We start from the raw sequence: 13,153 nt of genomic DNA on the forward strand, positions 1-13,153 counted from the left end.
CTTTGTACAAAGATGGTTGAGAGCCTTCGCTGGAGAACCCACCAGACGTACGAGCACAAGCCCATTCCAGCCTGGACTCTACCAGTCTTCACCACACGCCCTTATTCTGGCGATGTGAATTGTAGGGTCCAGGCTAGCTTGGACTAAGAAAGCTTCTCATACCACTGGTGAATAGTTTGAGCGGCAGGGGTGCTGTTGGGCGCGAAGGGTGGTTTCGACCAGGCCCAGATAAAGATTCCATCGATGAGGTGATCATTGGCGATGTTTTGTAGGGCGGCATCATAGAGCGCTGCCTGCACCTTCAGATCTTTCTGTCCCTGATCCGTGTCCTGGTAGGGACGATAGCCAGCATGGTTAGTGTCACGGTAGCCTATCTCGGATAGGAAGATGTTTTTCCCCAGTGTATGCGCCAGGTCATCAACATGCGCTTGCACTCGCTCGCGCCAGAGCACAGGTAGTTGCGCTAGCGGCACAGTGCCCTCGTTATCAAGCAGTGAATAATAGGCTGATACGCCAATCTCGCTCAGCAAGGAATCATGCATCCACTGCGGGATGGGAGACTTCAACTGGGTTGAGAAATTGATATTGTAGACGATCTGCCCGGAATAGGCACTATGGACGCGAGTTAAGAGTTGATGCCAGTAGTCACCAGGAGATTGCTCAAGCCCCTCGTATTCATTGCCTATCGAGAAGCGGTCACATCCGGCCTCCTGGCAAGCCGCGACAAACGGCTGTAGCTGTTGCCAGTAGTTATCAAACCATTCCTGGTTCTCTGCATCGCTTGTATATTTAATGTAGCCTGCCCAGCCATGGGCATTGTCCAGTGTGATCGCGGGAAACACATAGACCTTATAGCCCATTTTATGGGCCATCTCAATGCCTTCCTTGAGTCCGGCAGGTGTCTGCCCGTCCTTTGCTAATTCAATTTGGGTCGTATCCTCTGAGGCCTGGTGAAACTGGAGATAGAGTCCCAGCCAGCGTGCCCCGGTCTGGGATTTAATCTCCTTGAGGCCCTGTGTCCAGTTTTTATCGGCTTTCGTATAGGCATTTGGTCCCCACTGGGGAAAGATCATGCCGGTGGCCATGTCAGGGCGTAGTGGTACTGGCGTTGGCGTTGCTGGATTTGCTGTCCGGGTTAGATTGGATTTCTCAACGGCTGCCTGCGTGATGAGGGCCGCGAGCGGGGCTGGTTTGACATAGTAGAGTCGCGCCGCCAGGAGCGCGCCAATCAGGATAATCAGTGTGAGCCAGAGCAATTTTCCTTTGATTTTCATTGTCCTCCTCCTGCCGTGATAGAAACCTTGTCAGCCTCAGCCGTCTTGGGGGTTGGTTTCCAGGAGACTTTACGATTCCCACGCATCCATTGAAAGATGGCCCAGAAGGCCGCGGAACTCTCCAAAACGCCTGCTATAGGCGCGATGGCAATAACCTTGGCCATCTCCGCGATGCCCTGGTTGGCAGGCAGGTGCATAATGGTCGAGATGTTATACCAGGCGCCGATAAAGATCGAGTTCAGCCAGAGAAAACCAGCGAAAATCATCCAGAGCATGACTGGCAAGGGCATAGGCGGTGTTGCCTGGTGTCTCAGAAAGAACTGGGCGTATTGATACATCAGGTAGAGCAGCGAGATCGCACCCGCAGGCAGACCCAACGCGAAGGTCGTGATACGATAACGTGTTCCCCAGGTCAGGCGAAAGCGTAGTCCTTTGGGAAGCTGCGAAAACATCGGCGTACGCTTCATCATCTCCATTCCCTGGAGCACGCCAATGATCCAGCGGAAGCGCTGGCGAAAGGCGCTCTTAAATGAGAATGGCGGCTGCTCAAGCATGACGCTGCCATGCCAGCCGAAAATTGAGGAGCCATATCGCAGATAGGCGTTAACGCCAAAGACATAATCCTCAGCGATAAAGGGTTGCCCATCCAAATTGCCAATATCCCAGCCCAGCTCGTTCTCCAAATCCTCGTCAATAACCAGGTTGGAGCCATGTAAATGCAGGGGAATACCCTTCTCCATCACGTCGCGGCATTCGAAGCAGCCAATAGGGCGGTTAGCCTCCATGGCGCGGCAGATCACGCTTGCATCACGATATTCCAGGGGATAGTAAATGGGTCCCTCTGTCAGCTTCTTATCAGTGAGCGCGAGGTAGCGGAAGAGGCGCCGCAGTTCCAGCGGCTCCATGACGCTCTCCTCGTCATAGTGAACAATCACGGTGCGCCCATGTTTGCGATTTAATCCGCGTCTACGCATCTCGACCATGTAGTGCAGGCCACGTGCCTTGAGCTGAGTGCCTCCCGGCGTTTCATAATTTTTGGGCAGAACAACAACGTAGACTGGTACGGGCGTACCCACAAATTCACGCTCAAAGAGCTGTTTCTGCTCCTCCGATTCGGTCACCACTTCAATGTTGAGATAATGACCATAAAAGGTCGGATCCTCATAGGCCAGGCGCATGATATACTTGATGCCACGCCGGATAACCTCAGTGCTGCCTGCGCTCCCACGTGTCGTAATCTGGATTTTTATATAGGGCAGCGGTAGCCTTTGTAAATCACTGGTGGTGACCTTTTCGCGTCGTCGATAGCGCGGCCAGTGGACGAAAAAACTGTAGAAGTAAGAGAGGAAGCGGATATTGATAAGGCTAATTAGCGCAAACATGCAATATCCCAGCCCATCTCCTACCATTGCAAGTATATTCATAAAGCGTTCCATTCTATATACGGCATCGCATGAAAGAGATTTTTAATGGGTGATTATAATTTTTTTAAAAGAAGTCGATATAGAGGTGTTCTTCAGTTCCTACCGTCTCATGACTGGTATTTTTACTGTTTCATCTTGTTCAAAAGGGCTTGCTGACTGTTGCGAGTGTGCCACAGGAAATCGCTCCGTTTCCGCATCTACCAGTACATTGAAGGGCATGTTCTGTGCTGTGGAATCGATTGTATTCTTATGCTGTTGCTGCTGTAGAGCACGCATCTCTTGCGTGTGCAATTTCCTGGCACGTGAAGTCTTAATCAAGATGCTACATATGATAAACTCACCAAGTGTGAGAATGAATAGGGCGCAGAGCAACTGTGTCATCCAATCATGCAGCCCGCTAAAGAAAATCATTAGAGGAACGATCAGGTAGAGGGAAATGACTATGCATGCCCCAATCACCGCAATCGTGCCCCAGGCTTTATTCCCCGACCCACGGCCATTTTGTGTTGTGTCCAGGCTTGCTGTTGGGGTGCTATATGTTTCATGTTGATTGTCTCTTGTCGTCTTCATAATGTGCGATCTATCTCCTCTAGATACAATTGACTGCAAAGACAAAGGTCATATGTCTTACGTTTTTGCTCCATTGATTGGTTTCAATATAATGGGAGATATCCTGTGCTGGGTCAGGCATATAGAGACAAAACTATCTCTATATGCTATGTTTATAGCGCAAGAAAGTGGAGTTAACGCCGCTCGTGGCTTGCTTCACTCTGCATATACACAAACTAATACAAATTGTCTTTCAAGGAGACATTCAATGAGCGATACAGCCATTCAGGAGCAACAACTAGCTCCCGACTTTACCCTGCCCGCCGTTGGCGATGAGAGCGTCGTACGCGGCGGCCAGGTACACCTGGACGATCTCAAAGGCAAAATTGTTGTCTTGTACTTCTATCCAAAAGATGACACCCCAGGCTGTACTGTGGAAGCTTGCTCGTTCCGAGATGCCAACCACCTGATGCAGCAGCGTGGAGTTGTGGTCCTGGGTATCAGCAAAGATAGCGTGAAGTCACACCAGAAGTTTGCTGAGAAGTTCGGCCTGCCCTTCCCGCTGCTCTCCGACACCGAGACCCAGGTAGCCCAAAGCTATGATGTCTATAAAGAGAAGAGCATGTACGGCAAGAAATACATGGGTGTCGAGCGCGCCACCTTCTTGATCGATAAAGAAGGCGTCATTCGCAAGATCTGGCCCAAGGTAAAGCCCGACAATCACGCCAACGAAGTGCTCGAGGCAGTGGAAGCCCTCCAACTCTAAACATGTTGCCAGCCTTGGCTAGTTACGCAAACCTTTTGAGTAACGGGTGTGCCTATCTCTGCTCGTATAACGGGCCTTCTGAGAGAGTGCCTGGAAAACGGCTTTGCCGTTTTCCAGGCACACCCCTCCTCCTTGAGCGCCGCAGGCGCGAAAGATAGACATGAACTGCTTGTCTCGTGGCATTGCCTTCTTGCAGAGGGCGTAGTATGATTAATAGCGAAGCTAGCAGATGTGCGGGAAAGGAAGCGGATTTTTGAGCGAAGCATTACCCCAGGCCTTGCCGAAGGTCATACTCTATACAAAAGCAGGCTGCCATCTCTGTGATGAGGCCCGCGACATATTAGATGAGATCGCGTCCGAGGTCGAGTTCCTATTGGACGAGGTCGATATTCGCAGCGATATGGCGCTCTTTGAGGCGTATCGCTACCGTATCCCCGTTGTGGTACGTGATGAAACTATTCTCGCCGAGGGGCGTATAGAGTATGAGACACTGGCGAGCGCCTTTGGCGTGTAGCGTTATAGAAGAAGGGCAAGCGAAGGTTAAAGCATCATGGCAACATCTTCTCTGCATACAACTGGGCGCGGTAAACAGCCACTACCATTGAGGCCGGGCCAGCTTTCCCGACCAGCTCGCAATCAGCCGCGTATCATTCAATCCCTGTCGGACTTCTCTAATAAGATGGGAGATTTTCTCACCGAGCACTGGGCGACGATTGTTACTGTCGGTCTGGGAATACTCGTTTTTGCTGCCATCTCTGTTCCCTTCCTCTCCTACCTGGGACTGGACGTCCTCTCTAAGCCCATTTTCTACACGCTGCACCTCGTCTGCGCACAGATTCCCTCGCACTCCTTCTACATTTTTGGTCACCAGCTCGGTATGTGCGCACGCAACTTTTCAATCTATACCTCGATGTTCATTGGCAGCCTGATCTTTACCCTCTCCAAGAAGCGCATACCCGGCATTCCCTGGTGGTTCTGGGTGATCCTGATGCTCCCCATCGCCTGGGATGGGCTAACGCAGATGTTCGGTTTACGCGAAAGCACCTGGCAACTCCGCCTGCTGACAGGCACGCTCTTCGGCCTCGGCAATGTCTGGTTTGCTCTCCCCATGATGCAAAAGAGCCTTACCCTGCCCGTCGCCCCTCCCTATCCCACTATGGCACAGGGACAACAGAACATCGTTGCAGCCCCTTCTCAGACTGAGTAAGATGTGTGCGCGTGGAAAGAGCGGGATTGCAAAGGGCGGCTAGCCCTTTGCCGGGGTTCGGGGTGTCCCCGAAAAATCATTTTTTCGCTTTTTGCCTGCCGCCGCAGGCGGCAAATTGGGCGCTGCAACAGCCCTGAGCAAAAAGGCCGATGGACTACCCAAGCAAAGTATAATGCGCTATAATCATGCACAGACACCAATCATTTTCTGAAGACAAAACCTCCTGCATAACGTAAAGAGCGCGTGGAAGATAGTAGTAAAGATGTCTGAGCACACAACACAAGAAACCACATTCGCCGTTACGACGCTTGGCTGTAAGGTGAATCAGGCCGATAGCGAGGCCATTGGCGAGCAGATGAGCACTGCTGGCTTTATTCAGCGTGACTTTGACGAGGCCGCCGATATCTATATTGTCAACACCTGCACTGTGACGCACCTGGGCGACCGCAGCTCGCGCCAGCTTATCGCACAGGCCCAGCGCCGCCATCCAGATGCCTTTCTCGTGGTAACCGGCTGTTATGCCGAGTTGAATCCGCGGGGTGTGGCCGCGCTCCCCGGCGTCGATATGGTGATTGGCAACACCGGCAAAGACTCGCTGGTCGAGACCATTAAGCAGCGCTATGAGTCCATGACAAGCCAGGTGGCTGCTTCAGAGCCAGAAGAGCCCACTCCTTCTATAGATGAGGCGCCTGCGCGCCGCGCTCTGCCCGTCTTGCCGCTGGATACGCAGCATATCGGGAGCGATAATGCCCTGGACTTCCTACCGGCAGAGCCTGAGCCAGCGCCTGAAAATCCCTCCAGCCTCTCGCCCTTTACCGATAATACGCAGACCACGGAGCAGGCCAACGCGCGCATCTTCTCGCGTACCCGTGTGCAGATGAAGGTCCAGGACGGCTGTAATAATCGCTGTACCTACTGCATCGTTCCCTACGTACGTGGCAACTCGCGCAGCCGGACCATCGACTCTGTCGTGGAGCATGTGCAGCGCAAGGCGCGCGCGGGCTACCAGGAGATCGTGCTGACCGGTATTCACCTGGGCGACTACCATCCGGTGGGGGACGAGCAGAAGGACCTGGGCGACCTGATCGCGACCCTTCTGCGTGAGACCGATATGCCCCGCATTCGCGTCTCTTCGCTGGAGCCTGAGGATTTCCGCCTGGAGTGGCTGGACCTCTGGCAGGACCCGCGTATGTGTCGCCACTTCCACCTGCCCATGCAGAGCGGCTCCGACAACATCCTGCGTCGCATGGCTCGCCGCTATAACAGCACCCGCTATCGTGAGATCATTCTGACCGCCAAGCAGCGCATCCCGGGCGTGGCCATCAGTACCGATATCATTACGGGCTTCCCCGGCGAGACCGACGAGGACTTTGAGCTGACCTATCAGCTTGCGCAAGAGCTGGAGTTCGCCAAGACGCACGTCTTCCGCTTCTCCGCCCGCCAGGGAACCGCAGCCGCACGCATGCGTGGACAGATTAAGGACGTGGTCAAGAAGGAGCGCAGTGCTCGCCTGCTTACCCTGAATGAGGAACATAGCCGTCAGTTCCGCCAGCAGTTCCTGGGCCAGACCGTGGATGTGCTGATTGAGCAGTCCAAGCATGGTTACTGGGAGGGCCTGACAGATAACTACCTGCGCGTTGAACTGCATGATCTCCCCAATCCCGAGAGTGCCTGGCAGCATAAGCTGGTCACTGCGCGTCTCTCGCATCTGGTTGATGATGGCATCCATGGCGCATATGTGGCGCACTAAAGGCCTGCCCTCTACTCAACAAGCTCGACGGCTGACATGGCTGCTACCCTTGCTCTGCCTGCTCTTATGGTTGCTGCCTGCCTGTAGCAATTTTACCCAGGATAACCAGGCAGGTAGCAGTAACGGCACGCAGGATGCTCCGCCCCTGACCCTCTCTACCTCGGGACGTTTTCGTGAATATACACTGCCACAAGCCCATAGTGGCCTGATGCGGCCCGCTGTCGACTCACAGGGCCGTGTCTGGTTCTCCGAGATGTCACGCGGCTACCTGGCGGCCTTTGATCCCCGAACGCGCTCTCTTCAACAAATGACGCCTCCAGAGAGCGCGGGTGGTCTGATGGGGGTCACGGTTGCCCTCGACGATACGATCTGGTTCGCCGAGGAGTATGGCAATTTCATCGGGCACTATGATCCCCGCTCGGGACAGTTTAAAAACTACCATCTACCGATCTTGAGCATTCCCGATCCCCAGGATGCGCAGAAGACGCTGAAGCTCTCTTCGGCTCCCAACGAGATCGTCTTCGATCCCCACGGCAACGCCTGGTTTACCGAGCTGAATGCCGACTCCGTTGGCATGCTAAATCCGAAAACAGGAGAGATAAAGCAGTATCCGCTCTCTGCTCAGTCCAGCGTACAGAAGCTCAATCCCTATGGTCTGGCGCTGGACCACCAGGGTATGCTCTGGGTAACACTATCGAGTTCCGCCCAGCTAGCGCGCCTCGATCCAGCCAGCGGTAAGGTGCAGCTCTATCCCCTGCCCGATCCTCAGCTCTACTTGATGCAGGTCACCAGCAACCGCCAGGGTACTATCTGGGCTACCGGCTTCAACAAACTCCAATTGCTGAAGTTTGAGCCAGCCAGCACGCGTTTTACCTCGTATCCGGTCTCCTCGAAGAAGAGCCAGGAGACAGACGGGACGGTCTATGATGTCGTGGCGCTGAGTAACGGCGATATCTGGATGAGCGTACCTTCTGAGAACGCCCTGGCCCGTCTCGACGCGAAATCGCATGCACTCACCTTCACGCCGCTTCCAACGAGCGGTGCCTATCCGCTCGGTCTCGCCCTCTCCAGCGACAACACGCAACTCTGGTTTACTGAGAGCGCCAGTGACAAAATAGGTGTCTATAAATTAGCATAAAGGGAGCGTGCTCGCATGTGAGCACGCTCCCTTTATGCTAATTTATAGACTATTGCAGGTACTTCGCGAACCAGCTCTGGATGTGGCGCAGGCGCTCCTGGCGTGAGCGTGGATGCCCCCCACGCGAGAGACCGTGGCTCTGCCCTTCAAAGCGTACCAGCCGCACTTCGCGTCCCATATATTTGAGCGCGGCGAAGAGTTGTTCCCCCTGCTCGATGTTACAGCGCAGGTCCCGGTCACTGTGGATGATGAGGAGCGGCGTACGAATATTCTGCACATACTTGATGGGCGACATATTCATATACTTCTCCAGGTCCTCCCAGGGCGTGGTATCCAGGTTGTCATAGCTCAGGTCCCAGCCGATATCGCTTACGCCAAACATGGTCGCCATGTTGCTGACGCAGCGGTCGGTGATCGCGACCTTAAAGCGGTTGTTGTGGCTGATCAGCCAGTTGGTCATAAAGCCGCCATAGCTACCCCCAGTAACGCCCATGCGCTCAGTGTCGATATAGCCACGCTGTACGACCTCGGCGACGCCGTTCATGATATCGATGGGATCTTTCTCGCCCCAGGCCCCGCGTACAGCATGCGCGAACTCAAAGCCATAGCCGCAGCTACCGCGTGGATTGGTATAGAGGACGACATACCCCTCGGCAACGAGAAGCTGCATCTCGTGGAAGAAGCCATAGCCATATTGCGTTTGCGGCCCGCCATGAATCTCCAGGACCAGGGGATACTTCTTGGAGGGATCAAAGTTGTGCGGCTTTAAGACCCAGCCATCCATAGGCCAGCCATCAGCCCCCTCATAGGTGAAGTGCTCTGGCGTTGCCAGATGGAGCTCATTGAGTAGGGCATCGTTGAAGCTGGTAATCTTGCGCAGTTCGCCATTGGTCTCGGCTGAGCGTACGAAGATCTCCTGTGGGTGCGTGGCGTCGGCAACATTCATCGCGAAGGTCTGCTTGCTGTGATCGATGCTAAAGTCGCGTACATGCACATTACCAGGGGTGACCGTCGGTGGCTCTTTGCCCGCGCCATTGGTGGTGGAGATGGCATAGATACGCGAGGCGCCCCGGTGCGAGGAGAGGATATAGAGCGTCTTGCCATCGGCGGACCAGGCAGGCTGCGGCATCAGGTGCTCGTCGCCAATGTCGCTATTGGTGAATTCGAGGGCCGTTCCCTCAAACTCGGGCGTCAGGTTCTTCGGCTTGCCTTTCTCTGCGCTGACGGCGATGGTGTAGAGATAGGCATGCCCTGCCGAACCAACTTTCTTTGACGCGATAAAGGCGATCTGCTGCCCATCGGTGGACCAGGAGGGTGAGGAACATCCCATGCTGCCATCAGTCAGGACGCGTGGCTCACCCACAACCTTGTTATCCTGAAGCGCGAGCACATAGACATCTGCTCCAGGAAGGCGCCAGCGCTCCTCGTTGCGGTCAGAGGTGAAGGCAACCTGATTTCCATCAGGTGACCAGGCAGCATCGCCATCGTTCCAATCGCCATCCGTCAACTGCTGTGGCTCTCCGCCCTCGCGTGGGATCAGGAAGAGATGCGCGCGGCGCTCATAAATAAAGCCAACGCCATCCAGGCGATACCAGAGCTGGTCTATCACATGCACTTTGGGCAGCGCCTTGCCGTCTTCCGTCTCCTCCTCATCAGCAGGCCCAACTTGTGCGCTGAAGAGCAAGTGCTGGCCATCGGGTGACCAGGCGGGAGATGAGGCGCCATGCTCCATGAAAGTAAGCTGGCGCGCCTCGCCGCCATCGGTGGGCATGATCCAGATCTGGGGCTTATCCTTGCCGAGCTTCTTCTGCTCTTTCTTCTCCGTCGTGGGAGGCTGATCGCTGCTCTCACGCTTGGCGACAAAGGCCAGCCAGCGCCCATCGGGCGACCAGGTTGGTGCGCTGGTCAACTCGGTCTCCTGGGTAAAGCGGCGCGCCTCTCCATCCTCGGTGGGACTGATCCAGATGCTTGAACGATAGGCATGCTTCTTGTCGTCGATGCGCGTCACGACATAGGCGACCTGTTTGCCATCTGGGGAGATGCGCGGCCTATCGATAAACTGCATACGATAGAGGTCTTCAATGGCGATGTTCCGTGTCATGAATCCAACCTTTCTGGTAATGTGTAGGGGCAGCGCTTACCTGGCCTTCTTCTGCGAAGGTGAGCTATGCAAGCAGGACCCCTACTCTTACACCTATACCTTAGCCATTTTCGAGGGTAATAGTGTGTCGTAGAACACCAGCACGCTGTGCCTGGACTGTTAATTCTAGTGTAGCATGTGTTGGGCCCTTGATGGTCCATTCTACTTTACAGCGATGGTCAGTAATGCTGCGCCCATAGCTCCCTTGCAGCTTATTAGAGCGTCCCTCCAATTGGCCCACCTCTTGATACTGTTTCCCTTGCAGCAGTTCGACCTCCTCTGGCAGGCTCAGGGTTACTTGAATGGGACGCACCACTCTGCGCTCACGAGCCTGGGCGCTAGTGTCTGTGGGGAGAAAGCCATTGTTTTCGATGACGGCAGTGATATGGTAGATCTGCTCTGCTTGCAGTTCGACCTTGAGCGCGTAGAGACTGAGGTAGGGATTGAGCGAGGCATGCATCAGGGTGAAGGCGCTATGTTTTTCGCACATCTCTGGCAGATAGCGCAGCGGTGCGTTCTGTCGGTAGAGCTTACTCTTCCAGCCACCAATCTCAACCGCTCCCAGTTGCGGATGCTCAAAGGGGCGCCAGTCCTCGAAGGCCTCGCCCTGCATGACCTCGTCGTTCCACTGCATCAGTTTAATGTCATCCTCTTCTGGGTGCCAGCGCATCCAGGGAATGAAGTCGCGTGGCCCGATGCCTGCTGTGGTGGGCAGGTCCCAGAGTTCAACTGTAAAGCCAAACCAGCCCAGGTGATCATAGACATAGTCATCCATCGCGCCCTTCGTCAGATCTTTGGGTCCGTAGCGGAAGCCATGGTAAGTTGAGATGGCTGGATAATCCGTGATCTCCTGACTCTTCTCGCCAAGAAGCTTGAAGACCTCCAGGTCTGAGGGCAACATCTCATCGTCAGCCTTGGTGCTGTATGGACGCAGCAGGACGCCGGAGGTGGTATGGTAGGAGGCGAAGCCTGAAATATTTGTATGGGTGCGCCAGAACTCGGCCTCGGCCCGGGTCTCTGGCTCTGAGAAGGGATAGGCTCCCGCGCCAGATTGCTCATTCTCCGCGGCCCATTGATAGGGGTAGTTGCGGTTGATATCCAGACCCTCTTTGCGTGGAGCAAGAGGAATAAGGTAGCCATCATAGTTGCGGATGAGGCCCTCGGTCATCAGGTGATAGTAGGTTCCGCCTTCTTCATCAATCTCACGGCGGCGCATAATGCGTGCATCTTGCCTGGAGCTTTTCCATGCCCCATTGGGGTCTGGGACACGCATCATAAGGATCTCGCCGTCCCCATCAATGTCCTCGGGATAGAGTCCATCGGGATCATGGGCATCGTCATAGGGATAGGGCCGGGTACTGCTGCGCAGAGTATAGGGTGTAGTCAGGTAGCGTTCCGCTCCATCCACACTCAGGCGCGGCAAAATATAGAAGGTGGTGCGGTCAAGCAGGCGCGTGATTTTTTCGTCCTGCCCATAGCGTGTCAGGTATGACCAGATGGTATACAGGGCGATGGTTGAGCCAGTAACTTCACCTGCATGTGTATTGCCATCGATCCAGTAGGCTGGCTTTTCCAGGGCTGGCCCCGTTGTCTGATTGGTCAAGGTGACAAGCCAGATTTCACGCCCTTCCAGACTTTTGCCTAGAGACTCGATGGTGGCAAGCTGTGGGTGCGCTTCGACAAGCTCAAAGAGGAGTTGGGTCAGTATCTCGTAGGTGTAGTATGAAAGCTTTCCTTGCAGAGGGTCGAACTCCTGATGAACAATAGCATTGGGCATGGTGATATCCTGTCTCTATTCTAAAAAAGGCCTCTCTATAGCCTGGCATTGCATTGATGAAGGGGAATGTTAGGGGCGCTATAGGACGAGCATTCTGCCCTTAAGTGGGGTATCACCTGCTGTACGTTTGAGGGCGTACAGCAGGTGGCCGAGACTATTTTACGCCTTGGGGCGGCGCCGGCCTCGGCGCTCACGCTCCATAGCGAAATCGAGCGTTTCGTGCAGGCGTTCGAAATCGTCTACATCGAGCTGAAGCTCTACCGCGGGCAGATCGTCAGGGCGCGCGCGCCCCTCTTCAAAGAGCTGAAGCACCATTACCAGCTCAACCTCGATGTCGATGACACCGCTGCTGGTATCGATTTCAAGCTCTTCGTCATCGTCATCGTCATCATCATCACTGTCTTCGCTGGTGTGAGGGCGAGGAATGAACTCAATGTTGGTGCGCGCGCACTTGAAGCGTCCCGTTAACTTGAGCGCGTCAGTAGAAATCTCTTCGGCCAGTTCGCGTACAACTTCCATCATCTGGCTAAAGGCGTCTTGCAGTTGTTCTAACGCGTCATCATCATCCCCGAGAGCGTCTATCTCTTGCGAGAGATCTCCGCTGGTCTGGTTGCCGGGGATGCCTGCTTCTGGTAAGCGCTGGCGTGCAAGCTCATTGAGTTGTTTGAGTGCCTGGGCGAAGGCGGGGGAGAATGTAGAACCATCTTTTTCGCTGGTCTTTGTTTCTCCTTCGTGAGCCACACCCACCTCCTGGCCCTCGCCTTCCTCATGCTCCGTCTCCTCCTCACTTTCCAGGCCTACGGCTGCCTCGACCATGAGAATTTGTTGGTGCAGTTGTTCGGCCACCTCGCGAGGAAAGTAGGCTAAGATTCTTGCCTGTCTTGACGCTGCGAGTAACTCAAATTGGGGCCAGTCCCGGTAACGTTCGCGGCCCCGCAAGTATCTCACTTCCACTAATCCCAAGGTGTCCAACCGCAACGATAGATCCATGTCTTCCTCCTCGATAGCAGAATGAACCCGGCTGCATCTTCCATATGTTCCGCCGTTCCTGGCTCTTTGCACGTATTGCTTCTGCTCGTGTATTTTTTAGGCAAGAGAGTACATACCCCTGTTCTCTGGGGTATATGT

General features: G+C 54.6%; 11 protein-coding genes. 5 read left to right on the forward strand and 6 right to left on the reverse strand.

Annotated elements, in window-relative coordinates; all coding sequences use genetic code 11:
- Positions 1–143: 143 nt before the first annotated feature.
- The 3 genes from JMJ04_RS17175 to JMJ04_RS17185 all read right to left on the reverse strand — a co-directional run bounded on the left by JMJ04_RS17175 (position 144) and on the right by JMJ04_RS17185 (position 3,268).
- Complete coding sequence (locus tag JMJ04_RS17175; RefSeq protein WP_201371675.1) at positions 144–1,274, reverse strand: glycoside hydrolase family 113; 1,131 nt, start codon at positions 1,272–1,274, stop codon at positions 144–146.
- Positions 1,271–2,698, reverse strand: coding sequence for a glycosyltransferase family 2 protein (locus JMJ04_RS17180; RefSeq protein ID WP_201371676.1), 1,428 nt, complete (start codon positions 2,696–2,698; stop codon positions 1,271–1,273). Before JMJ04_RS17180 ends, JMJ04_RS17175 begins: the two co-directional genes overlap by 4 nt.
- A gap of 99 nt (positions 2,699–2,797) precedes the next feature.
- Complete coding sequence (locus JMJ04_RS17185) at positions 2,798–3,268, reverse strand: alpha/beta hydrolase family protein (RefSeq protein ID WP_201371677.1); 471 nt, start codon at positions 3,266–3,268, stop codon at positions 2,798–2,800.
- 247 nt (positions 3,269–3,515) lie between these two features.
- On the opposite strand from JMJ04_RS17185, the gene bcp reads away from it, so the two are divergent.
- The 5 genes from bcp (at position 3,516) to JMJ04_RS17210 (ending at position 8,108) form a co-directional block, all read left to right on the forward strand.
- Complete coding sequence (gene bcp, locus JMJ04_RS17190; protein WP_201371678.1) at positions 3,516–4,013, forward strand: thioredoxin-dependent thiol peroxidase; 498 nt, start codon at positions 3,516–3,518, stop codon at positions 4,011–4,013.
- A gap of 253 nt (positions 4,014–4,266) precedes the next feature.
- Positions 4,267–4,527: a glutaredoxin family protein gene (locus tag JMJ04_RS17195; RefSeq protein ID WP_201371679.1), complete on the forward strand. Its 261-nt coding sequence runs from the start codon at positions 4,267–4,269 to the stop codon at positions 4,525–4,527.
- Positions 4,528–4,563: 36 nt separating this feature from the next.
- Positions 4,564–5,220: a DUF2085 domain-containing protein gene (locus tag JMJ04_RS17200; RefSeq protein WP_201371680.1), complete on the forward strand. Its 657-nt coding sequence runs from the start codon at positions 4,564–4,566 to the stop codon at positions 5,218–5,220.
- Positions 5,221–5,482: 262 nt separating this feature from the next.
- A complete protein-coding gene (mtaB, locus tag JMJ04_RS17205; RefSeq protein WP_201371681.1) occupies positions 5,483–6,970 on the forward strand; it encodes a tRNA (N(6)-L-threonylcarbamoyladenosine(37)-C(2))-methylthiotransferase MtaB in 1,488 nt (495 codons plus the stop codon).
- Complete coding sequence (locus JMJ04_RS17210; RefSeq protein WP_201371682.1) at positions 6,957–8,108, forward strand: Vgb family protein; 1,152 nt, start codon at positions 6,957–6,959, stop codon at positions 8,106–8,108. The genes mtaB and JMJ04_RS17210 overlap by 14 nt, the downstream gene beginning before the upstream one ends.
- Before the next feature lie 49 nt (positions 8,109–8,157).
- Here JMJ04_RS17210 and JMJ04_RS17215 read toward each other — a convergent pair whose 3' ends face one another.
- The 3 genes from JMJ04_RS17215 to JMJ04_RS17225 form a co-directional block, all read right to left on the reverse strand.
- Positions 8,158–10,209, reverse strand: coding sequence for a S9 family peptidase (locus JMJ04_RS17215; protein ID WP_201371683.1), 2,052 nt, complete (start codon positions 10,207–10,209; stop codon positions 8,158–8,160).
- Positions 10,210–10,309: 100 nt separating this feature from the next.
- The gene (locus JMJ04_RS17220; RefSeq protein WP_201371684.1) at positions 10,310–12,025 is read right to left on the reverse strand and encodes a M14 family metallopeptidase; all 1,716 of its coding nucleotides are present in this window, start codon (positions 12,023–12,025) and stop codon (positions 10,310–10,312) included.
- Positions 12,026–12,184: 159 nt separating this feature from the next.
- The gene (locus JMJ04_RS17225) at positions 12,185–13,015 is read right to left on the reverse strand and encodes a hypothetical protein (protein WP_201371685.1); all 831 of its coding nucleotides are present in this window, start codon (positions 13,013–13,015) and stop codon (positions 12,185–12,187) included.
- Between the last annotated feature and the right edge of the window lie 138 nt (positions 13,016–13,153).

The sequence above is a fragment of the Ktedonobacter robiniae genome (assembly GCF_016587375.1).
In the GTDB taxonomy this organism is placed as follows: domain Bacteria; phylum Chloroflexota; class Ktedonobacteria; order Ktedonobacterales; family Ktedonobacteraceae; genus Ktedonobacter; species Ktedonobacter robiniae.